The organism is Streptomyces sp. NPDC002853, assembly GCF_053591915.1.
Genome location: NZ_JBSFUS010000001.1, coordinates 824,271 through 844,961, shown reverse-complemented (window position 1 = coordinate 844,961; position 20,691 = coordinate 824,271). Strand labels below are relative to the sequence as shown.

At 66.9% G+C, this 20,691-nt stretch carries 20 protein-coding genes and 1 pseudogene; 13 read left to right on the top strand and 8 right to left on the bottom strand.

Annotated elements, in window-relative coordinates; translation table 11 throughout:
- Positions 1 to 78: 78 nt before the first annotated feature.
- Positions 79 to 927: a helix-turn-helix domain-containing protein gene (locus tag ACWD02_RS03720; protein WP_451204047.1), complete on the bottom strand. Its 849-nt coding sequence runs from the start codon at positions 925 to 927 to the stop codon at positions 79 to 81.
- Between the two features lie 218 nt (positions 928 to 1,145).
- Here ACWD02_RS03720 and ACWD02_RS03715 point away from each other — a divergent pair, with 218 nt between their 5' ends.
- Positions 1,146 to 1,778, top strand: a complete 633-nt coding sequence (locus tag ACWD02_RS03715; RefSeq protein ID WP_451204045.1) for an ATP-binding protein — start codon at positions 1,146 to 1,148, stop codon at positions 1,776 to 1,778.
- 29 nt (positions 1,779 to 1,807) lie between these two features.
- On the opposite strand, the gene ACWD02_RS03710 is transcribed toward ACWD02_RS03715, so the two are convergent.
- Complete coding sequence (locus ACWD02_RS03710; RefSeq protein ID WP_451204043.1) at positions 1,808 to 2,605, bottom strand: helix-turn-helix domain-containing protein; 798 nt, start codon at positions 2,603 to 2,605, stop codon at positions 1,808 to 1,810.
- A gap of 234 nt (positions 2,606 to 2,839) precedes the next feature.
- Between ACWD02_RS03710 and ACWD02_RS03705 the strand changes: the two genes are divergently transcribed.
- From ACWD02_RS03705 to ACWD02_RS03690, 4 genes are all read left to right on the top strand, one after another.
- Positions 2,840 to 3,523, top strand: a complete 684-nt coding sequence (locus tag ACWD02_RS03705; protein ID WP_451204041.1) for a hypothetical protein — start codon at positions 2,840 to 2,842, stop codon at positions 3,521 to 3,523.
- A 96-nt stretch (positions 3,524 to 3,619) separates the two neighbouring features.
- Positions 3,620 to 5,035: a transcriptional regulator gene (locus ACWD02_RS03700; protein WP_451204039.1), complete on the top strand. Its 1,416-nt coding sequence runs from the start codon at positions 3,620 to 3,622 to the stop codon at positions 5,033 to 5,035.
- Positions 5,032 to 6,861: a DEAD/DEAH box helicase gene (locus ACWD02_RS03695; protein ID WP_451204037.1), complete on the top strand. Its 1,830-nt coding sequence runs from the start codon at positions 5,032 to 5,034 to the stop codon at positions 6,859 to 6,861. Before ACWD02_RS03700 ends, ACWD02_RS03695 begins: the two co-directional genes overlap by 4 nt.
- Positions 6,848 to 7,621: a protein NO VEIN domain-containing protein gene (locus ACWD02_RS03690; protein WP_451204035.1), complete on the top strand. Its 774-nt coding sequence runs from the start codon at positions 6,848 to 6,850 to the stop codon at positions 7,619 to 7,621. Before ACWD02_RS03695 ends, ACWD02_RS03690 begins: the two co-directional genes overlap by 14 nt.
- A 26-nt stretch (positions 7,622 to 7,647) precedes the next feature.
- Here ACWD02_RS03690 and ACWD02_RS03685 read toward each other — a convergent pair.
- Positions 7,648 to 8,583 (bottom strand): annotated as a pseudogene (locus ACWD02_RS03685) (DNA cytosine methyltransferase); the annotation flags it as partial.
- A gap of 126 nt (positions 8,584 to 8,709) precedes the next feature.
- Here ACWD02_RS03685 and ACWD02_RS03680 point away from each other — a divergent pair.
- Together ACWD02_RS03680 and ACWD02_RS03675 are read left to right on the top strand one after the other, a co-directional pair.
- A complete protein-coding gene (locus ACWD02_RS03680; RefSeq protein WP_451204033.1) occupies positions 8,710 to 9,423 on the top strand; it encodes an HNH endonuclease in 714 nt (237 codons plus the stop codon).
- 94 nt (positions 9,424 to 9,517) lie between these two features.
- A complete protein-coding gene (locus ACWD02_RS03675) occupies positions 9,518 to 10,762 on the top strand; it encodes a DNA cytosine methyltransferase (protein ID WP_451204031.1) in 1,245 nt (414 codons plus the stop codon).
- Here the strand turns inward: ACWD02_RS03675 and ACWD02_RS03670 are convergent.
- The 3 genes from ACWD02_RS03670 to ACWD02_RS03660 are packed head-to-tail and all read right to left on the bottom strand — an operon-like array spanning position 10,673 to position 13,165.
- On the bottom strand, positions 10,673 to 11,152 hold the full coding sequence (locus tag ACWD02_RS03670; RefSeq protein WP_451204029.1) for a very short patch repair endonuclease: 480 nt from the start codon (positions 11,150 to 11,152) through the stop codon (positions 10,673 to 10,675). The two genes, ACWD02_RS03675 and ACWD02_RS03670, sit on opposite strands and share 90 nt — an antisense overlap.
- A 25-nt stretch (positions 11,153 to 11,177) precedes the next feature.
- On the bottom strand, positions 11,178 to 12,092 hold the full coding sequence (locus tag ACWD02_RS03665) for a NaeI family type II restriction endonuclease (protein ID WP_451204027.1): 915 nt from the start codon (positions 12,090 to 12,092) through the stop codon (positions 11,178 to 11,180).
- A gap of 59 nt (positions 12,093 to 12,151) precedes the next feature.
- On the bottom strand, positions 12,152 to 13,165 hold the full coding sequence (locus ACWD02_RS03660) for an SEC-C metal-binding domain-containing protein (RefSeq protein WP_451204025.1): 1,014 nt from the start codon (positions 13,163 to 13,165) through the stop codon (positions 12,152 to 12,154).
- A 202-nt stretch (positions 13,166 to 13,367) separates the two neighbouring features.
- On the opposite strand from ACWD02_RS03660, the gene ACWD02_RS03655 reads away from it, so the two are divergent.
- From ACWD02_RS03655 to ACWD02_RS03640, 4 genes are all read left to right on the top strand, one after another.
- Entirely contained in the window at positions 13,368 to 14,216 is an 849-nt protein-coding gene (locus ACWD02_RS03655; protein ID WP_451204384.1) for a class E sortase, read from the top strand.
- A 142-nt stretch (positions 14,217 to 14,358) separates the two neighbouring features.
- Positions 14,359 to 14,679: a DUF6412 domain-containing protein gene (locus ACWD02_RS03650; RefSeq protein ID WP_451204023.1), complete on the top strand. Its 321-nt coding sequence runs from the start codon at positions 14,359 to 14,361 to the stop codon at positions 14,677 to 14,679.
- A 111-nt stretch (positions 14,680 to 14,790) separates the two neighbouring features.
- Complete coding sequence (locus ACWD02_RS03645) at positions 14,791 to 15,576, top strand: YidC/Oxa1 family membrane protein insertase (protein ID WP_451204382.1); 786 nt, start codon at positions 14,791 to 14,793, stop codon at positions 15,574 to 15,576.
- Between the two features lie 141 nt (positions 15,577 to 15,717).
- Positions 15,718 to 16,575, top strand: coding sequence for a fumarylacetoacetate hydrolase family protein (locus ACWD02_RS03640; RefSeq protein ID WP_451204021.1), 858 nt, complete (start codon positions 15,718 to 15,720; stop codon positions 16,573 to 16,575).
- A 115-nt stretch (positions 16,576 to 16,690) separates the two neighbouring features.
- Here ACWD02_RS03640 and ACWD02_RS03635 read toward each other — a convergent pair whose 3' ends face one another.
- On the bottom strand, positions 16,691 to 17,170 hold the full coding sequence (locus tag ACWD02_RS03635; protein WP_451204019.1) for a heme-degrading domain-containing protein: 480 nt from the start codon (positions 17,168 to 17,170) through the stop codon (positions 16,691 to 16,693).
- A complete protein-coding gene (locus tag ACWD02_RS03630) occupies positions 17,167 to 18,258 on the bottom strand; it encodes a Gfo/Idh/MocA family protein (protein WP_451204017.1) in 1,092 nt (363 codons plus the stop codon). Before ACWD02_RS03630 ends, ACWD02_RS03635 begins: the two co-directional genes overlap by 4 nt.
- A 56-nt stretch (positions 18,259 to 18,314) precedes the next feature.
- Here ACWD02_RS03630 and ACWD02_RS03625 point away from each other — a divergent pair, with 56 nt between their 5' ends.
- Positions 18,315 to 19,523, top strand: a complete 1,209-nt coding sequence (locus tag ACWD02_RS03625) for an ROK family transcriptional regulator (protein WP_451204015.1) — start codon at positions 18,315 to 18,317, stop codon at positions 19,521 to 19,523.
- A 252-nt stretch (positions 19,524 to 19,775) separates the two neighbouring features.
- The gene (locus tag ACWD02_RS03620) at positions 19,776 to 20,621 is read left to right on the top strand and encodes a cell wall protein (protein WP_451204013.1); all 846 of its coding nucleotides are present in this window, start codon (positions 19,776 to 19,778) and stop codon (positions 20,619 to 20,621) included.
- The last annotated feature ends 70 nt before the right edge of the window (positions 20,622 to 20,691 follow it).

Below are 20,691 nucleotides of genomic sequence, written 5' to 3'. Positions count from 1 at the left end.
CAGTCTCATTAGAGCCGCTGTGGGTCGACTTGAACCACGCCAGGCCATCGGCGGCGGGACGGTCAGTACTGCTGCTGATCACTGGATCTCCTTGCGAACTTGGCGGATCAGGGCCGATGAGGCGCCCATGTCCAACGCTTGTGCGCGGAGATAGTCGAACGCGAGTCGGTATCTGGCCAGCTCCTCGTCCTTCTCAATGAAGATCGACCCGACGTGCAGATCGACGTAGACGACGTCGAGGGTCGTCTCCTGGCCACCCAGAATCACGAAACTGCCGAGGGCGGCGCCGTGTGCACCCTGCGAGAAGGGCAGCACCTGCAGGGTGATGTGAGGTGACTCGTTGGCCCGCAGCAACTGGTCCAGCTGGTTGCGCATGATGTCGGGCGAGCCGACGACCCTGCGAATGACGGACTCGTCGAGAATCGCCCAAAGGCGGGGCGGCTTCGGGCGGTTGAGGATCTCCTGTCGCTTCATGCGGATATCGACGAGGCGCTCGATGTCTTCAGGCGTGCGCTCTATCTCGTTCGCCAGTTGGAGGGCGGTGGAGTAGGCGCGGGTCTGGAGCAGTCCAGGAACGTACACGCAGGAAAAGTGATCCTCGCGTACGGCCTCGTCTTCGAGAGTGAGCAGCAGATTCATGCTCTCTGGGATCGAGTCCGCAAAGGACCTCCACCAGCCTTGCTGCTTGGCATCCTTGGCCAGCCCGATGAGGGCATCACGCTCGGAGCTGGTGGCGTCGTACTCGCGGCAAAGAGCTTCCACGACAAGCCACTTCACCGGCCCTTCCCGTGTCTCGTACCGGCTGACAGTCGCTTTCGATACGCCGACGCGCAGGCCAGCCTCTTCCAGCGTCAGCCCTTTGCGGGCGCGGAGCTTGCGCAGGGTTGCGCCGAGCTGGCGGCGGCGGGTGGTGGCCCTCGCTGGCACGTCGGTTACCTCCTCGGCGGAGCGGGCGCCGTGCTCGCTGGCCGCAATCAGGCTATGCAGCCGGGAAGTTGAAGCTGACTAGATTCACTCGATGGGTTCTCGTGAGAAGTTACACAGCGAGACTTCTCACTGCCATACTCGGCTCACGAAGGCTACGCAGCGTCGCCGCTCGGTTGCGGTGGGCGCAGCGCTGACGTGGCCAGGGAGGGAGTCTTGCTATGTCCTTCTACGAAGAGAGCGACCACCGCCGAACGCGGTGCGTCCTGCCGTTTGAAGCTGCGCCGGCTGAGGTGGGACTGTTGCGTGAGTCAGTGCGTCACACGTTGGAGCAATGGGGAGCACATGCCATTGCCGATGAGGTGGGGCTAGCCGTCACCGAACTGGCGACGAACGTCATTAAGCACGTAGGGGAGGGGGTGGCCGCGACGCTGGTTCTCGAGCCCAGGGATGAACGCCTGAGGGTCGAGGTGCACGACAGGAGCCGGAGCGTGCCGTCCCTCAGTGAAGGGTGTCCCGAATCGGAATGTGGGCGCGGGCTGCATCTGCTCGCCACGATGAGCGAGGTGTGGGGAACGCTGCTCACGGCGACAGGAAAGGCCGTGTGGTGCGAGCTCTCGCTGGAGCCCGTCAGGCACTGCGTTCGCGTGCAGCGTGCCGCAGCGGTCCTTGATGAGTACCGGCGTGCGGTAGGCGTGAGCTCCGTAGTAGCGCCGGCCTTCGCGGTCCTGGAGGAGTCGGTCACCGACGTCATCACCGACCTGCTCCACTGGCTCGCTGCGCAGGGAGGAGATCCGGATGATGCCCTTGACCGGGCGCACATGCACTTCGAAGCGGAGGCGGACGTGGCTTAGCGTGTAGGCATCCGCCGGCGTGACAAGGTCTATACGTCAGTGCGGATTGCTGTCAATAACCGTTGCGCGTCCATGAGTTGACCTACGTCAAGCAGCGCCGCGGCGATGTTTACAGAGGTCTGCATGTCGCGGTTGGCGGCAGTGCTGAGCATGGTGTCCGCTCCTTCTGCCAGATTTGCCTTCCGATATGAGGCGACTGCCCTCGGAAATTCGAGCGACGGCAAGTTGCTACCCATCGCCCAGGCGATGAAGTGTGCGTCACGGACCCTGTTAGCCGCCATGTGGCGGCCGTACTCGGCGACATCGGCGGCATAGGAGTTTCCGGCAGAGGGCCGGTCCCCCTCCCGAGGGGGGACCGGCCCTTCAGGTGGTGCCAACCCGGGGGCGGCATTGCGCTGGGCGAGCATCGCCCGCTTCATGCGTCGACGGTTGCGGAGGGCAGCGGAGGCCGGCCTGCAGGGTATGGCCCCCGTGAGAGCAGAGTCAGTGCCGGACGTCCAGGCGGCAGCTGTGACAGGCGCGATGCTCTCGATTTTTGCCGCTTCCCGAAGGCCGTGCAGTTGGGCCAGTGAGTGCGGCAGGGTGCTGCCGCAGCGTCGTGCCTCTGCCTCCAGAACCTTGTAGATCCGTTCTAGCGAAGCTTGTTCGGGTACGCGCTTGCCTGTGTTGTAGCAGGAGATGCTCGACTGGCCCACACCGGCCTTCCTGGCGATCACGTTTTGAGCCCGGCCGACGGACCCCAGCGTTTCGCGGAAGGCAGTGACGAAGTCTTCCTTCCGCGAGTGATGTTCGTCGGTCTTGACGTCGCCGCATACGGCTCTGCCCATCGTGGCCAACCTTCCCCGTGCCTACTGGATGTCATCGAAGGCCATCCATTTTGCCTGTTGCGCACGGTAGTTGAGAGGCGAATCCGGTCGATCGCGGCGGTGCGATTCTTTGCACTGCCGCAATTCCCTGCCGGGGCTGGATTTCACAGGCGTCCCTGGTCCACAGTTCGAGGGCGGCCCGGAGCGGTGCTGTCCTCCGCGTGGATGCAGAGGATCTGGCGTAGGGAGTGCGGGATGGTCATGCCGTCGTGGACGGATCCGAAACTTGGCACCATGAAGCGGGCTGGGTTGTGGCTCGCCACAGTGGTGGGGGAGGGAAGCGTCTTCACTAAGGAAGACGTCAAGCAGGCGTTCCCTGGGGTCAGTCAGGCCGATCGGCGGGTGCGGGACCTGCGAGATCACGGCTGGCAGATCGACACCAATCGTGAGGACGCCTCCCTTGGCCCTCACGAGCAGCGTTTCGTGAAGCAGGGCGAACCAGTCTGGGAGCCCGGCAAGGGAACCCGTCCGAACACTTCAATCACGCAGACCCGACGCCGTGAAGTGCTCGCCCAGGACGGCCACTTCTGCCGGTCGTGTGGCATTACGCCTGGCGAGGTCTACGCCGGCACTTATGAGTCAGCTCAGATCGACATCGCGCGGCGAGTTGTACGTCAGGCGGATGGCAGGGAGACGACGGAACTCGTGGCTGAGTGCAACCGCTGCCGCGTGGGTGGCCGGGGCGCGGTGACAGATCTTGGCGCCATGCTGAGCCGCGTCGAGGCGCTGAGCGGGCTGGAGCGCAGAATGCTCTCGGGCTGGATGGAGCGGGACCGGCGTGAGTTCAGCCGGGCGGAGACCTTCTGGGCCGACTATCGATCGCTGCCGGCGGAGTCCAGGGCGAGGATCCGCGCAGCCCTGAAGCCACCTGCCGAGTAGGCCGGCACCCTCGTATCGCTTGAGTCCATGGAGGCCACGAGCCCTTCGGGGCCGGCCCCCGTGCAGTTCGAATGTGATGTTCCTAAGGAGAACCTGGTGGGCAAGGAGTTCGACCGGCCGCCGCTGGCGGAGGAGAACCGGGCGCTGATTGAGCAGCGATTGAGGGAGATTGAGGGCGGAAATGGAGTCCGGGAGACGCTGACCGTCGAATGGCGTACTCAGCCACTACATGTCGAGGTCATCGACATGCCAGTGGAGATGCTCTACTACAACCCTGGAACACACCGGATCCGGGCACAGCGCAGCCATGATCCAGACCTTGATCATTCGCTGGATAAGGCCCCATGGGTTCCCGAAAGCCAGGATTACCTGCACTACCTGTTGCAGGCTCTGCCGGCGGACCCGGCAAAGAAGGATCCTGACTTCGACAACCTGCTGGAGAGTCTGCGGGTCTACCGTCAGAATGAGCCGGGCCTCATCACACGGGACGGGATCGTCGTCAACGGCAACACTCGCCGCGCAGCCCTCAAGGAGCTTGGGGTCGCGAACATCCGGGTGGGAGTGCTCCCGGAGTCGTGCACATGGGATGACATCAACGCGGTCGAGCTCTCCCTGCAGCTTCGCCCGGATCAGCGACGCGACTACTCGTACATTAACCGGTTGCTGGCTATGGAGGAGCAGCACCTCCTGGGGCGCTCGCTTGCTGATGTCGCGCGGGAGTTCCGAATCCGCGCGGCCAGTTGTGAACAGGATTTGTGGATCCTCTCTTGCCTGCGGGATCTGATCGAGCGATCCCAGGATGGGAAGGCGCACCTGCGACTTCTGGATTTCGAGCAGCATCAGGAGAAACTCCGTGAGCTGTACCGCCGATACGTCAAGGAATCTGCCGCCAACAGAGACAACGCGGAGGTGCTGAAAGAAACTCGATTGGCCGCGATCGTTCTAGGGTTCTCGAAGACGGACGTGCGCCTGATTGAGCCCGACTTTAAGGATCGGTACCTGGATAGAAGGCTTCCGGAGGAGATGAAGCCACAGACCGTTGCGCCCGCGTCCGTAGCCATCCCGGGGCTCAACCGCTCAATGAAGCCGGCGGCGTCTAAGGTCGCCGAGGCCAAGGCGCTGACGGACACAGTTCTGAAAGCCAAGGCTGTCGAAACCGCTGAGGACGGGCTGCTCACTGAGCGCGCTAAGACCGCCACTGAGACCTTCTCAGCAGCCCGCAGGGCTGTCGAGGACGCACTTGAGCCGGCAGGTAAGGATGCCCGGGTCCGTAAACGAAAGCAGGCAGCACCGGACCGGATCACAGACGCCTGCCAGGACATTGAGCAGTGCATCACCGACCTCACGCTGGCTAGGGCCTCTGGCAGCCTGGACGAGGAAGCCTTCGATGAGGCAGTCCTATCCCTTCGCGAAACCTTGACGAAGCTCGCAGTCGCGACGCAGCGCAGTATCAAGGCGCCAGGCGACGGAGTTTCGTGGCTCCGGGACGCGGTCCGGCAGGAGGAAGCGTGACCGCGGTAGCGGAACCGTCCCTGCGGCTAGCCTTTGACGTCACGCGAACCAGGGCTGTGCTTCGGGCGGCACATGGCCATGAAGGTGATTTCGCCAGGCTGGCCGCCCGCTACCCGGCGGGCGGCCAGCGCACTCTGCTGTCGGTGGAAGTCGACCTCGACGACTTCCTCGTAGGCCTTGAGGCGCTGTCTGCTTGGCCAACCCCGGACACTGTCGAGTGGGAAGAGGGACTGGCAGCGCTCGTCAGCGACGTCCTGGATGACGCTGACCGTGTTGAACGGAGGCTGCAGGAGCCTGATGCAGGTACCCACGTCACACCCGCCGACGTCCAGGACCAGCTCGGCCCCGATTGGCGCGCAGATCTCACCGAGTTCCAACGCAGGGACATCGCTCAGTTGCTTTCCCTGCAGCATGGGGCGAACTTCTCCGTACCAGGAGCTGGCAAGACTCGAGTTGGTCTCGCCGTGTTCGCCGCTATGCGGGAGCAGGGAGCTGTACGCAGGCTGCTCGTGGTCTGCCCTAAGTCCGCGTACGAGTCGTGGCGTTACGAGAGTGCCTTCTGCTTCAAGGAGCCACTCGCGGCCCGAGTGATGGAACGCAGCCCGGGCCCGGGTACGGATGTCTTGATTGTGAATTACGAGCGCCTCGACCGCTCTCTCGCAACTCTCGCCGCATGGCTCAGGGCAGCTCCGGCGATGGTCATCCTGGACGAGGCGCACCGGATGAAGCTAGGCACGCGGGGCATCTACGGCAGTGCGTGTATGGCACTTGGCCCTCTGTCGCAAAGGCGTCTCATCCTCACCGGAACGCCTGCGCCCAACGGAGCACGCGACTTGGAGAACCTGCTCTCGTTTGTCTGGCCCGGCCATGGTCGCCGGGTGGTGACCCAGGCCGTAGCCGGTGGGAACCTCGCCCACGCGAGCCAAGTACTGCGCCCCCTGTTCACGCGGACCACGAAGAACGAGCTCGGGTTGCCCCCCTTCGAGATCCGCATCCGCTACGTAGACATGCCGCCCCTCCACCGAGAGGTGTACGACGCGCTTAAGGGGCAGTACACCGCTCGCGCCGAGGCGGGCAGAGACGACTTCGATGCACTCGGCAAAGCGACACTGCGTCTCCTGATGGCGGCGACTAGTCCCGCTCTGCTTCTGGAAGGGGAGAGTCGGTACGCGCCGCTCGAGTATCGAGTCCCTCCCCTGGACGTTCCGCAGTCGGACTCTCTCTACGAGTTGCTGAAGAGGCTTCCGGACTACGAAGTTTCACCGAAGTACAAGGAAGCGCTGAGTATCGTCGCGGAGAACGCCGAGATGGGCCGCAAGACCTTGGTGTGGACTACGTTCGTGCGCAGCCTCACCACGATGGAGCGGCTCTTCGCGGCGTACCAGCCGGCCGTTGTGCATGGCGGAACGCTTGACCGTGAAGAGCAGCTCAGACGATTCAGGGAGGATCCCGACTGCCATGTGTTGCTCTCCAACCCTGCAACGCTAGGTGAAGGCATCAGCCTGCATCACGCCTGCCATGACGCGGTGTACGTCGACCGTGACTTCATGGCAGGCCGGTTCCTGCAGAGCCTCGACCGCATTCATAGGCTGGGACTCGCCCCGGGCACGGAGACACGGGTAACGGTCCTTGCCGCTGAGAGGACGATCGACGAGCTGGTGGCTATGCGGTTGGAGCAGAAGCTCGAATTCATGGGCCAGATTCTCGATGATCCTTCTGTTCAGCAGCTTGCCGATCTGCAGGAGGAACCGTCTCTGGCGGCGGGAATGGACATGGCCGATATCCGCGCATTGCTCCGCTACCTCGATTTCCATGCCGCTGCGTGAGGGAGCGCGTCACGCGGCTCTTCGCTGGCTTGAGGTGCTGCGTGTGGCCGACGTGCCGCGCGCCCGTGCCTTGTTCACCCACCATCCGGACTATGCGGACCTCACGCCGGTCCAGTACGCCGATGGTCTCGAGTGGCTTATTCGCACGGGTTTGGTCGACCGTCGTGGCCTGCCGGTGGTGAGCATTTGCGGCCACCACTATCCCGAGAGGGCGGCAGCACCCCCGTTCGCGCGGAGGAAGTGGGACGAGTCGGCTGAGGCTGCTCGCAAGCTAACCGGGTCGGCAGGGGAAGCGGCGATGCTGGAGCTCCTCACGCTCGGTGGTGCCGTGCGGGTCGTGCACGTCGCTGCTGTTTCTGACACGTACGGATACGACATCGAAGCGTCATCACTGGCGGGAGCAGTTGCTCATTTAGAGGTGAAGGCCACAACCGACCCGACCCGACTGGTCGTTCACCTCACGCGTCATGAGTACGAGGTGATGCGCAGGGACGTTGACTGGTTCATGGCTGCTGTCCTGATCGACAGGCAGGGGCGCGCCCTGAACGTGGTGACGGTCGACAGGGACTGGCTGCGTCTCGCGGCCCCTCTGGACCAGGATCCGCGTGGAGCGTGGGAGACCGCCCGCTACTCAGTGCCTGTGTGTGCGATGGAGCCGGGCTTGGTGAAGGGCGATGGCAGCCGTGTCATCCCCGCTGATGCGTTGCCCTTCATGCCGGTGTGGGGACTGTCACTGCTTACGCCGACCCGGTCTGTCTGATCCAGAGCATCTGCGATCGCGCGGCCGACTGCCTGGGCGACGGGGGGCGGAAAGGCATTGCCCACTTGCCGGTATGCCGATGTCTTGCGCCCCGCGAACTGCCAGTCCGGCGGGAATCCCTGGAGCAGGGCAAGCTGTGCGACTGTGAGCCTCACGGGCAGTGGATCGCCAGGCGACGGCGGTTGGTCCGCGACGCTGGAGCCGTTCACTCCAATCTCCGCCCAAGCTTGTCTTGCCCGTGAAGGTCCGAGGTCCGGACCGCCGTGTTTCTTCGATCCGCCACACAGAGTGGGGGCGGCACACTGGGCTTGAGAAGCCCAAGCGTCGGCTAGCTCCCAGCCGCGAGAGGCCATCGAGTCGCGAAGTACGTCGCCGACAAAAGCAGGTCTCGCAGCGGAGGCGTAACCCGCAGGCCACTCAAAGTTGACGAACGCCTGTGGCTCCAGCGCCACCAGGACTGCACGCGGCCGGAGCTGCGGCACACCGAAGTCGCGTGCGTAGAGGAGGCGCCACTCGGAGGTGTATCCGAGGTCCGAGAGCTTGCGGACGATGTCTGCTCGATAAGCCGAGAACTTCTTCTGCAGCAGTCCCTTCACGTTCTCGATTAGGGCCGCTCTGGGCCTGATAGCCGCGATCAGAGAGAGCGCAGCCGGGAAGAGGTCACGTTCGTCGTCTGCGCCGAGCTGCTGACCGGCGAGTGAGAAGGGCGGGCAGGGCACACCAGCCGCAATGAGCCATGGCCGCGGGGCTGCCAGGGCCAGGGCGTACCCCCCGGCTCGGACATCGGCCTGTACGACGTTCCAGTCTGGGCGGTTGATACGGACGGTCTGGCATGCATCGGAGTCGACTTCGATCAGCATCTGATGGCTGAAGCCAGCCTGCTCCAGTCCAAGGGCCTGGCCTCCCGCCCCAGAGCAGAGTTCGAGGCAAGTGCGGGTTCTGATGGCTGATCGATGAGGCACGGCAAAACCTTCCGTGGCAGGGGCTGTTCGGCACCAGATCAGCTTGCCGCCACTTGCCGCGGCAAGTGGCGGCAAGCTACAGTCCTCATCCGATGGGAGTGCATGGGGAAAGTTTGAGCGATTGGCGTGAACGTGACTGACTCAGGCCTGAACTGGCGGAATGAGGACTTGGGCGCGAGGGTGCGGGTGGCGCTGTGGCTGCGTGATGAGGTGGGAGCGGGCGGCATCTTCTCCAAGGCGAGGCTCAGGGCGGCGATCCAAGGCGCTGAGCAGGTGGACCGCCGAATGAGGGACCTGCGGCCGGCGGGGTGGGTCATCAAGACCTACCGGGATAAGCCGAGCCTTCAGCCGGATCAGCTGTACTTGGAGACGATTGGGCGTCCGGTCTGGGAGCAGGAGCATCGAGCGGCCGGTTTGCGGCAGATCAGTGCCAAGACCAGACGGTTCGTGTATGAGCGTGACGGTCACATGTGCCGACGGTGCGGGCACGCGGCCGGTGAGACATACGCAGACGATCCCGATACGCGGGTCCGGCTGACCCTCGGCCATGTCCATCCGCATAGGTCTGGCAGTGCGTCCAACGCGGAAGACCTGATCACGGAGTGTGCTCGGTGTAACGAGACCGTGAGGCACCTTACGGGGGCGCAAATGACCAAGGGGCAGGTCTGGGACCGGATGACGAAGCTTCCAAAGCGCGGCAAGCAGGACCTGCTGGCGTGGATGAAGGTCGACTGCCGTCCGCTGATGCCAGCGGAGAAGGTGTGGGGCTTGTACCGGCAGCTTCCAGCTGCCGTGCGGGATGAGCTCCGGCGGGACCTGGAAGCACTCATGAGGAGCTGACGACCCGCTGCGGCAATCAGTCGACACTGTGGCTCCTGATCGCTGCGGGATGCGACACTTGCGTGTCTGCAATTCACCGCACCAGGAGGAGTCGATGGGTACCGCCCACCGCAAGCTGACCTCGATCGAGATCTGCGCGGGCGCCGGTGGCCAAGCTGTCGGTCTTCACCAAGCCGGCTTCCGGCACCTCGCGCTGGTGGAGATCGACAAGCATGCCGCCGAGACGCTGAGAGCCAACGTCAGAACGCGTCCTTCATGGAGCTGGGAGAAGGACCACTGCCTCATTCGTGAAGTGGATGTCAAAGACTTCCACCCGCTTGAGGAGGTGCCGGACCCTGACAGTGGCGGCAAGGGGCGCGGTGGTCGGGAGCGGCGTCTTAAGCGTGGACAGCTGGACCTTCTCGCGGGAGGCGTACCCTGCCCGCCCTTTTCGGCTGCAGGAAATCAGCTTGGGCGAGACGATGAGCGTGACCTCTTCCCGCGGATGCTTGAACTCGTAGACGAGCTTCGACCGCGCGCGGTCATGATTGAGAACGTGCGCGGCCTCGTGCAACCGGAGGAAAAATTCCGGTACTACCGGAATTACATTAAGAACAGGTTGCGCAAGGCCGATTACGTTATTTGCGGCTGGCGCCTGCTGGAAGCTCAGGATTTCGGCGTACCCCAGCTTCGGCCGCGCGCCATTCTCGTAGCAATTCGGAAAGACGAATACCGCGGGTTCGAATGGCCTGAGCCTCAGCCGAAGGTGCGGACGGTTTTTGCCGCACTTGAGGAGAGCATGAAGCGAAGGCTGGGGGGTGAGGATTCGCAGCAATACCAGAACTGGTTGGAAGCAGCACGCCCCCGGACAGTCGCGCCGACCCTCGTCGGAGGCTCCAAGAAGCACGGCGGAGCTGACCTTGGACCCACGCGGGCAAAGAGGGCATGGGGTGCCCTCGGCGTCGATGCCATGGGCGTGGCTAATGACGAGGACGAGATGGTCGATCCGGTACGTGACCTTGGCACCCTGGAGCGGGGGCCAAAGCTGACAGTCCAGCAGGCTGCGATCATTCAAGGTTTTCCGGATGATGAACATCCAGAGGGCCCCTGGCAGTTCACTGGTGGCAAGACTGCGCGATACCGCCAAGTCGGCAACGCCTTCCCGCCTCCGGTAGCGGCGGCAGTCGGCGAGCGCATTAGAGAGGCCCTATCTCGCACGGGGCCAGTGCTCGATGATCCGAGCCCTGAGTTCGAGCCCGAGGACGACCCGTCACTCGTGGCGCCGGAGCTTCCTGTCCAGCAGAGCTTCCCTGCGTTCGAGGACGACGCGGAAGACAGTTCTCGCGCACTCGTCGGGTGACTCGTGTTCCCAGAATCGCAGAACTGTCCACCCCGCTTCGGTCAGATGGCGGTTGGTGTCTCGGTCGCGTGCCATGTTGCCCGCAACCTTTCCTGACCAATAGCCTTGATTTGTCTTGGGTGGAACGTAATGTTCGGGGCAGCCATGCCAGTAGCAACCGTCAATGAATACCGCTACTTTCACTGGCCGGAAGACGATGTCAGCTGTTCGGCGCAGACCGGGTAGCGGTTTGGCTGCTACCCGGTACCGAAGCCCTTGGGCATGCAATAACCGACGGATCAGTTGCTCTGGCTTTGTATCTCTGCTGCGAATGGCCTGCATATTCCGGCGTCGGGCTGCGGAGGACGCCCATGAGCCCGTGGGTGGGGTCCAGTCGTCAGGTTCATGCACCTGGAGTCTTCTCCTTGGCTCGCGCTCAGGTCGTCACGCTGGGTGTAGGGACCGTGCCGTCTTCGCCCGCATTCTCGCGCAATGCGATCCACTCTCCAGGCCGGAGAGTGATGCCACGAGCTGCGGCTTGCTCGCGTGATTCCAGCCAGGTGCCGCACAGGACCGTGAGCCCTTCCGCTGCAGCGCGATCCCGTAGCTGGCGGGCACGCCGCATGGGGTCCTGCTTGCCGGCGCCAACTGTCAAGAAGACGTTCCGCGGAATGATGTGCCCTTCAAGGAAGTGGAACAGCTTGAGCATTCGCTCAACCTGCCCAGGCTTCTTCGCTAGCACCTGCGTTGCCTGATCTTCGGTCAGGTAGCTCAGCGGGTTGATGGGGAGATCGGTCCAGTCGTAGAGCGGAATGCTCCACTGCTCGCGCGCATAAACCGCCAGTCCGCGCTTCTGGTCCTTGTTCCCCTTGCCGCGGTACAGCCACGACGTGTGAGCTCGAACAAGCCATGATCTGTGGCGATTCTTCTTGAGCTGTATTTGAGTGCAGAGACACAGCTGGCAGTGGGCTTCGGTGGGGATTGCCCAGTTGTTGCCAACGGTGGCCTTGATGTCAACTGGGGCATCGGAGATAAGAGTGTCCAGTGGCTTTGCTTTCGGCAGCCCGAACATCCGCAGAACCTCGTACTCCAGCTTGGCTCCTACTGACGCACGCTCTCCGGGGTGCACTTTCGGAGACAGAAGGTCGAATCGCCCCGTTCTGCCGCCGTCGAGAACGTAGTCAACCGAGTTTCGGATCGCATCGGTGTAGAACTCGGCAACGGGTCGCTCGGTTAGCCAGGTGGCGACGGACTGAAGTTCCGTATCGTCCTCAGGCGTGAGCAATTGGTGCTCACCAGAGACTGTGTTGACACAGATCTCACCAGGGGCCTGAAGGATGAGCGGTGCCATTCTGTGACTTCGCTTTCGGTGTGAATCCTGATACCGGGGGGTGCGGCCTGACCGGCAGCTCAGCCGTCGAAACCGTGGCACTCCCCATAAACCCGCCCCGACCCGCACCAACACCCCGCCCCCGCCTCCGGCGGCCACCCCGCCGCTCGCCCCCGTGCCGCCAGTGTCGTTGCGTACTGGGGGAGTAGGGAGGCGTCCGTCGGGTCCGTGCCCTCTGAGGCTGCGAAGGCTTCGTAGGACGGGACCGTGCCCGTCACGATGCCCAGGTTGGGGGTGCCGGAAGCCGACAGCTCTCGTAGCGATTCCTCTATCGTCGACAAGTGGGCCTCGTGGGACGGGTATTCCGATTCCAGGGACGGATACGCCGTCAACAGTTCCGTCAGTTCCGCTGTCGGCCAGTGCAGGACCGCCACCGGGAACGGGCGGGACAGGGCCTCCCTGTATGAGCCCAACTCCGCCTGGATACGGGAGATCTCCGCTCGTAGTTCCGCCGGGTTGTCCGAGCCCAGGGACCAGATTCGTTTGGGGTCGTGCAGTTCGTCCAGGGGGACCGGGGACGTCGAGACCTCGTCCGCCAGCGCGTCCCACGCGTCGTGCTCCGCGCCCAGCAGGCGGCGCACCCTGTGGCGGCCGAACAGCAGGGGGCGCTGGTCGTAGGACGGTGTCGACGCGGCGCCGAGCAGGAGTTCCAGTGCCTGGGTGAAGGTCTCCTGTGCCTGCGTCAGTTCGTCGTGGGCTTCCAGGGACTCCGCCACGATCACCCACGGGGCCGGATCGCGCGGGGCAGCCGCCCGTACGCCGTCGATGATCGCCCTTGCCTCCGCCTCGTGGTCGTACTCCCAGAGGTTCGAGGCCTTCAGGGCTCGGATCAGGGTCGGGGCCGACGCGGGGTGCGGGGCGTCCGGGGCCAGCAGGCGGTCGTAGAGCGTGGTCGCGCGGTCGCGTTCGCCCGCCAGTTCCAGGTGGGCCGCGGCCTGGAGCAGCAGGTGCTCGGTGTCCTCGGGGTACAAGCCGGCGGTCCGCTCCAGGCGCTCGGCTTCGGCGATGTGGTCGGCAGGCGTGTCGGGGCGCATACGGGACACCGTACTGCCGAGTGGGGGCGTTGCAGGAGGGTTGCCGTGCAGATCAGGGCGGAGAGGGGTGAGCGAGGCCGCCGCGCTTTTGTGGGGCCGCGGCCTCGTCGGCATGGCTAGTTGTTGGCCTTGGGCTTAACCTGCCGCCCTCTTGGGAGGAGGTGCCGGCGTGCAGGAGCGGGTGCGGACGGTTCCTGTTGTCGTGCAGGGGCGTCGTGGTCGGGGGTGGCGGGGGCGGCGCGGGCGGCGCGGGCGGCGCGGGCGCGCGGCTCGGCTGGTGTGGGGTGGTGCCGAGGTTGCCGTCACCTGCGGGCTCGTGCTGCTGCTTCTCGTCGCCCATCAGCTCTGGTGGACCAATCACCAGGCCCGCCAAGGCGCCGACCGCCAGGTGCGGGCCCTTGAGCGTGAGTGGGAGAGGCGTGGGGAGAGCCTGGGGAGCCCGGAAGGGCCGTCTTCCGCGGGTGACGCCGGTGACGCCGGTGACGCGGGTGACGCGGGTGACTCTGGTGCCGATGCTCCCGGCACAGCCGCCGCCCCTCGGAATCCGGACCACCCCGGTGCCTCGTCCTCCCGGCCGCGCCCCGCCCCCACCCCCGACTGGGACCAGGCCTACGCCGTCCTCCGCATTCCCCGCATCGGGATACGGGTGCCGGTCGCGGAGGGGATCAGCAAGAGCGGCGTACTGAACAAGGGGTACGTCGGGCATTACCCGCGCACCGCCCAGCCCGGTCAGGGCGGGAACTTCGCGCTCGCCGGGCACCGGAACACCCACGGTGAGCCCTTCCGGCGCCTCGATCGGCTGGGGGACGGGGACGAACTCGTCGTCGAGACCGAGCGGGCCGTCTACACGTACGTCGTCGACAAGACGCTCGGCCAGACCTCCGCCCGGGACAGCGGGGTCATCCGCCCGGTTCCACGCAGCGACGTGAAGGCCGGGCGCGGGTACAGCGCTCCCGGTTACTACATCACCCTCACCACCTGCACCCCCGAGTACACCTCCAAGTACCGGCTCATCGTGTGGGGGAAGCTGCGGTCCATGCGGCCCCGGTAGGGCGACCCCTACGGCCATTCGGACCGATCCTGTATAACGGCAGTACGCGATATAACGACAGTGCGCGATACGGCGGCAGTACGCGATACAGCGGCCGTACGCGATACAGCGGCAACAGGAGCAGGAGAGGGGGCAGGAAGCGATGCAGGACGTCATCCGCAGCTGGAAAGCCGCCCTCCGCCCCACCGGCCTTCTCCTCTTCCTCCTCGTCGAGGTCGTTCTCCTCGACGCGAGCAGCCTCACCGCAGCAGTCGCGCTCGCCGCGACCGCCGCCGCGGGCTCCGCGCTCGCCCTCTGCTCCCTGATCGCCGCGCGCTGCGCGCCCCCTGTGCCCCGCACCCGGGTGCGTACCGCCATCCGCGACCGCGAGAAGCGCACGGCTTTCCTGCCGCAGCGCGATCCCGACGCCTCCGGGCGCAGGCGGCCCCGAGCACCGGGCCGTCTCGTCATGACGGCCGCGTAGGGAGCACCGCACACCCGTAGCTCCCCTCGTGGGTCGTCACGCCGAAAAGAGCATCTGCCCCTTTTCCTCGGCACGACGAGACCCTCGGAGGGCTTCTCCATGTCCGGTTTCCTGTCCGGCTTCATGTCCCTGTTCGCTGACCTGGTCGGCTCCCTCGCCGACCTGCTCGACCCGCTCTTCCACGCCTCCGCGACGGCCGCCGCCATCGTGCTCTTCACGGCGTGCGTACGACTCCTCGTCCACCCCTTGTCGCGGGCCTCGGCCCGTGGTCAGAAGGCGCGCGCCAAGCTCTCGCCGCAGATCGCCGAGCTGCGCAAGAAGCACGCCAAGAACCCCGAGAAGCTGCAGAAGGCGGTCCTGGAGCTGCACGCGGCCGAGAAGGTCTCGCCGCTCTCCGGGTGCCTGCCGAGCCTGTTCCAGCTTCCGGCGTTCTTCCTGCTCTACCACCTGTTCTCCAGCTCCAGCATCGGCGGGGAGGCCAACGCGCTCCTCAAGCACAAGCTCTTCGAGGCGCCCCTCGGCGGACGGTGGGCCGACGCGCTCGGCGACGGCGGGGTCTTCGGCGCGCAGGGGCTCGTCTATCTCGCGCTCTTCGCGATCGTGGCCGCCGTAGCCACCTTCAACTTCCGGCGTACGAAGCAGCAGATGGCCATGGCGGCTCCCGCGACCGGCGGCGCCGACGCCCAGCAGATGCCCGGCATGGGCGCGATGAGCGCGATGACCAAGGTCATGCCCCTGATGTCGTTCATGACCCTGTTCACCGTCGCCTTCGTGCCGCTCGCCGCCGCCCTGTACGTGGTCACCAGCACCACCTGGAGCGCCGTCGAGCGCGCCGTGCTCTACCGGGACATGCCGTACGGGGCCGCCGGGGCGGGCTCGCTGGCTACCGCCGGGTAATGGTCCGGTCCGTGAACAGGGTCTTGCGGGATGGACGGTGACCTTGGAGGATCTTCCAAACCTCCGATGGCCGCAACCCATCGGCCGGGTACGAGGCCGGTCACCGCGGACCGGCCGCGCTCGACCAAAGGGAGATTGACCATGAAGCTGCTGCGAGTCGGTACGGCGGGGGCCGAGCGCCCGGCGCTGCTCGACGCCGAAGGCGTGCTGCGGGACCTGGCAGGGACCGTCACGGACATCGACGGGGCGCTGCTCGCCGACGCGACCGCCCTCGACCGGGTCAGGGCCGCCGCCGAGTCGGGCGAGCTGCCCGTTCTCGACGCGCGGGGGCTGCGGGTCGGACCGCCGGTGGGCCGGATCGGCAAGGTCGTGTGCATCGGGCTCAACTACCACGACCATGCGGCCGAGACCGGGGCCACGCCGCCCGCCGAACCCGTCATCTTCTTCAAGGCGGCGGACACGGTGGTCGGACCGGACGACACAGTGCTCGTGCCGCGCAAGTCGGTCAAGACCGACTGGGAGGTCGAGCTCGCGATCGTCATCGGGCGCACCGCGCGCTACCTGGAGTCCGACGAGGCGGCTCTCGCGCACGTCGCCGGGTACGCGGTGTCGCACGACGTGTCGGAGCGGGAGTTCCAGATCGAGCGCGGCGGCACGTGGGACAAGGGCAAGAACTGCGAGACGTTCAACCCGCTGGGCCCGTGGCTCGTGACGAAGGACGAGGTGCCCGACCCGCAGGCGCTGTCCCTGAAACTCTGGGTCAACGGCGAGCTGAAGCAGGACGGGACCACTGCCCAGCAGATCTTCCCGGTGGCCGAAGTGGTGCGCTACGTAAGCCAGTTCATGACGCTGTACCCGGGTGATGTCATCAACACCGGTACGCCGGCGGGCGTGGCCATGGGGCGGCCGGAGCCGAAGCCGTATCTGCGGGCCGGTGATGTGGTGGAGCTGGAGATCGAGGGGCTCGGCCGGCAGCGGCAGGAACTCAAGGACGCGTGAGTCGGCCGGGTGGGGGCGCCGTTGTGGCTTCGGCGCCCCCGCCCTCGCGTTATGGCGCACCCGCTCTCGCGTTACGGCGCCCCCGCTCTCGCGTTATGGCGCCCCCGCCCTCGCGTTATACGGAACGCTCCACGAACTGTTCCAGTGCCTCCACGACCAGCGCGTGGTCAGCGGCCTGCGGAAGTCCGGACACGACCACCGTGCCGATCACGCCCGCGCCCCGCACCGCGATGGGGAAGGCGCCGCCGTGTGCCGCGTACACGTCCGGGTCCAGGCGCGAGGACTCCTCGAACGTCGTCCCCTTGGCGCGGAAACGCGTGCCGACCAGGAACGACGAGCAGCCGTAGCGCTCGACCACCCGGCGCTTGCGGGCGATCCAGGCGTCGTTGTCCGGGGTGGACCCGGGCAGCGCCGCGTGGAAGAGCTGCTGGCCGCCGCGGGTGATGTCGATGGCCACCGGGGCCTGGCGCTCCCGGGCGAGCTCGACCAGGCGGCTGCCGAGCGTCCACGCGTCCTCGTACGTGAAGTGGGGGAGGACCAGGCGCAGTTCCTGGGCCTCCAGCTCGTCCACTGTCGGTGCGGCGGGCGTCGTCATACGACCACCGTCACACCGTCGCGGGCCGAGCGGCGTGCCGCTTCGAGGACGTCGAGGGCTGCTGCGGCCTCGTGCGCGGAGACCGGGTTCTGCCCGGTCCCGCGGAGGGCCGCCGTCACGGCCGCGTAGTACGCGGGGTAGTCGCCCGGCAGCGTCCTGACCGGGTTGCCGCCGCCGGTCAGCGGGGACTCGCCGGAGCCCACGCGGCCCCACATGCATTCGAGTTCCTCGCCCCAACTGCCTTCGCCCGAAGGGCGTTTGCCGTCACGCAGTGCGGCTTCCTGCGGGTCGAGGCCGTACTTCACATAGCCCGCCGCCGAGCCGAGCGCGCGGAAGCGCGGGCCGAGCTGGGCGGTGATGGCGCTCACGTACAGGTGGGAGCGGACGCCGCTCTCGTGCGTGATCGCGATGAACGTGTCGTCGTCCGCCTCGGCGCCGGGGCGGCGCACGTCGGACTCGGCGTACACGGACTTGGCGGGGCCGAAGAGCACGAGCGCCTGATCGACGACGTGGGACCCGAGGTCGTACAGCAGACCTCCGATCTCTTCGGGGTTTCCGGACTCGCGCCAGCCGCCCTTGGGCTGCGGGCGCCACCGCTCGAAGCGGGACTCGAAGCGGTAGATGTCGCCGAGCTCGCCGTCGGCGATGAGCTTCTGGAGTGTGCGGAAGTCGTTGTCCCAGCGGCGGTTCTGGAAGACGGAGAGGAGCAGGCCGCGGTCGTCGGCGAGTGCCGCGAGCTCGCGGGCCTCGGCGGCGGTGCCCGCGATCGGCTTGTCCACGACGACCGGGAGGCCCGCCTTGAGGGCGGCGGTCGCGAGTGCGACGTGCGTCTTGTTCGGGGACGCGATCACCACCAGGTCGAGCTCGTCCGCGCGGGCCCAGAGGTCGTCGGGCGAAGCGGCGAAGTTCAGCCCGTCACCGAACTCGGCGCGGGCCTGCGCCTGCCGCTCGGGGTTCGATGTGACGACCGTGTCGAGGACGAGGCCCTCGGTGGCGGCGATCAGCGGGGCGTGGAAGACGGAGCCCGCGAGGCCGTATCCGATGAGGGCTACGCGTAGAGGGGAGCCTGTGGAGCCTGTACCAGTCATGCGTTCCACTTAAGCAACGGTGTTGCCAAAGCGCAAGCGCGTACGACAATGGGGGTGTGAACAGCACTGACACGAGGGCCGAAGGCGGTAATGACGGCAACGACGGCAGGGCGCGCGGCGGCAGGAACGGCGCCGGAGTGAACCTGCCTGCGCTGCGCGGGCACAACGCCGCCCTGGTCCTCGACCTGCTGCGCAAGGCGGGCGACGCCGGGATGAGCCGGCTCGAACTGGCCGAGCGTACGGGCCTCACGCCGCAGGCCGTCAGCAAGATCACCGCGCGGCTGCGTGCGGAGGGACTCGTGGCGGAGGCGGGCCGGCGCGCCTCCACGGGCGGCAAGCCGCGGACGCTGCTGCGGCTCGTCCCGGACGCCGGTCACGCGATCGGCCTCCACCTGGATCGCGACGAGCTGACGGTGGTCCTCACCGACCTGACGGGGCACGTGGTCGCGGAACGCCGGGCTCCGCTGGACTTCGCCGCCGGTGCGGAGGCGGTGGTGGACGCGGCGGTGGAGGTGGTGGAGGAAGTGGTGGAGGAAGTGGTCCGTCCGCCGGCCCGGGGGCCGGAGGGCGGTGAGGTCGCTTCGTCCGCCACCGGCCTGCTCGGCGTCGGCATCGCGCTGCCCGGTCCGCTCGACCACTCCGCGGGGGTGCTGCACCGCGTGACGGGGTTTCCGGCGTGGGACGGCTTCCCGCTGCGGGACGCGTTCGCGGCGCGGCTCGGGCTGCCGGTGGTCGTGGACAAGGACACCAATGCCGCCGCGCTGGGGCTCGCGCTGGGCGGCGACGCGGAGTCCTTCGCTTATCTGCACCTCGGTACGGGCCTGGGCGCGGGCCTCGTGCTGGGCGGCGGTCTTTACCGCGGGGCGCGGACGGGGGCGGGCGAGTTCGGCCACCAGGTGATCCAGCTGGACGGCCCGCGGTGCGGGTGCGGCGACCGTGGCTGCGTCGAGGCGCTGTGCCTGGCGGCGGTGGCGCGGGGCGATCTGGACGAGGCGGCGCGGGTCCTCGGGGTCGGGGCGGGCAATCTCGTCGGCCTGCTCGATATCGACCTCGTGCTGCTGGGCGGCCGAGCGGTCCTGACCGACGAGGAACGCTTCGTACGAGGGGTCGGCGCGGTCATCACCGAGCGCGCGAGGAGGGGCGGCGGCGCGGAGGTGCCGGTCGCGGTGGCTTCCGGGGGAGACCGGGCGGTTGCGGAGGGCGCGGCCCAACTGGTCCTCGCACCACTCTTTGGTCGGGCGAACGTGGCGTTTCCGGTGGGGTAGGGGGCGGGGGCTCCGCACCCAGCTTCTCGGATGCCGGAGGGGCCGGGGCTGCGGCCGGGTCTCCTTTCCGGAAACCCCATTAACCGAAAGTCGGCTGATAGGGCGTACTTACGGGGTCCAGTCGGACGTACGGAGCTGTGGCGTGGCCGGGGGAGAGGCGGAGGCGTGGCAATCTCGCGGGCCATGATCCCTGTCTTACGGCCCCGTTCCCGCTCCGGCTCCCGCCCGCTCCGCGCTCAGCAAAGGCCACGCATGCGACTCCGCCGCCCGCTCGCCTCCGGCATCGCCGCCGTCGCCGTCGCTCTCGTGTCCGGAACGGTTCCAGCGGCTGCCGCCCCCGTAGGGCGACCCCCCGCCGCAGCCCAGCCCCCCACCTGCTCCGACCCCAACGGTGAAGGGTTTCCCATCGGTACGCGGATTCGGGGAGGGCCCGAGTCCTACGAGGCCGGGGGCGGTTATCAGCGCTGGGCCGTTGAGTTGGACAACACCACCCGTGGTGTCTGCGGGAACATTCACCCGGTCGTCGTCATCGTGGACAAGGAGCGCGAGCTGCGGCCCCGGCAGGTCCAGTTGGAGTTCCATGACGGCACACGCTGGCGGCCCGTCGGGTTCGAGCGGACCGACCGGGACGAGAACATCGGCGTCTTCGACGACGGATTCCCCGGGTTCACGGTCAAGGCGGGGCGGACCCTCAGCGTCAAGGTGCGGCTCTCCTTCACCTCCGAGGCCCACTCCGAGCGCGCCGTCATCTCCGCCGCCGTCGTCCAGCGCCGTGCCGACGACGGTGACTGGGTGGGTGAGTCCGAGGACTACCCCTTCGGCATCGACGAGGGTGACGGGGACGGCGACGGTGACAGCGCCGGCGTGGACAGCGGCGAAACCGGAGGGGGCGACGCCCCCGGCGCCGACGGCGGCAGCGGCGGCGGACGTGAGCGCTCCGACGCCGGAGGGTCCTTGTACGCCGATGGAGCCGCTGAACTCGCCGCCACCGGCCCCCGCGCCCTGCTCGGCGTCAGTGCCGTCGCCGGTGCGCTGTTCGCCGGGGGCTGGGCCCTGGTCGTAGGGACCCGGCGCCTGCGCGCCGCCCGCAGGCGCTGAGCCCCGCCCACCGAACCCTGCACCGCACCCGCCGGACCCTGCACCGCACCCGCCGGACCCTGCACCGCAC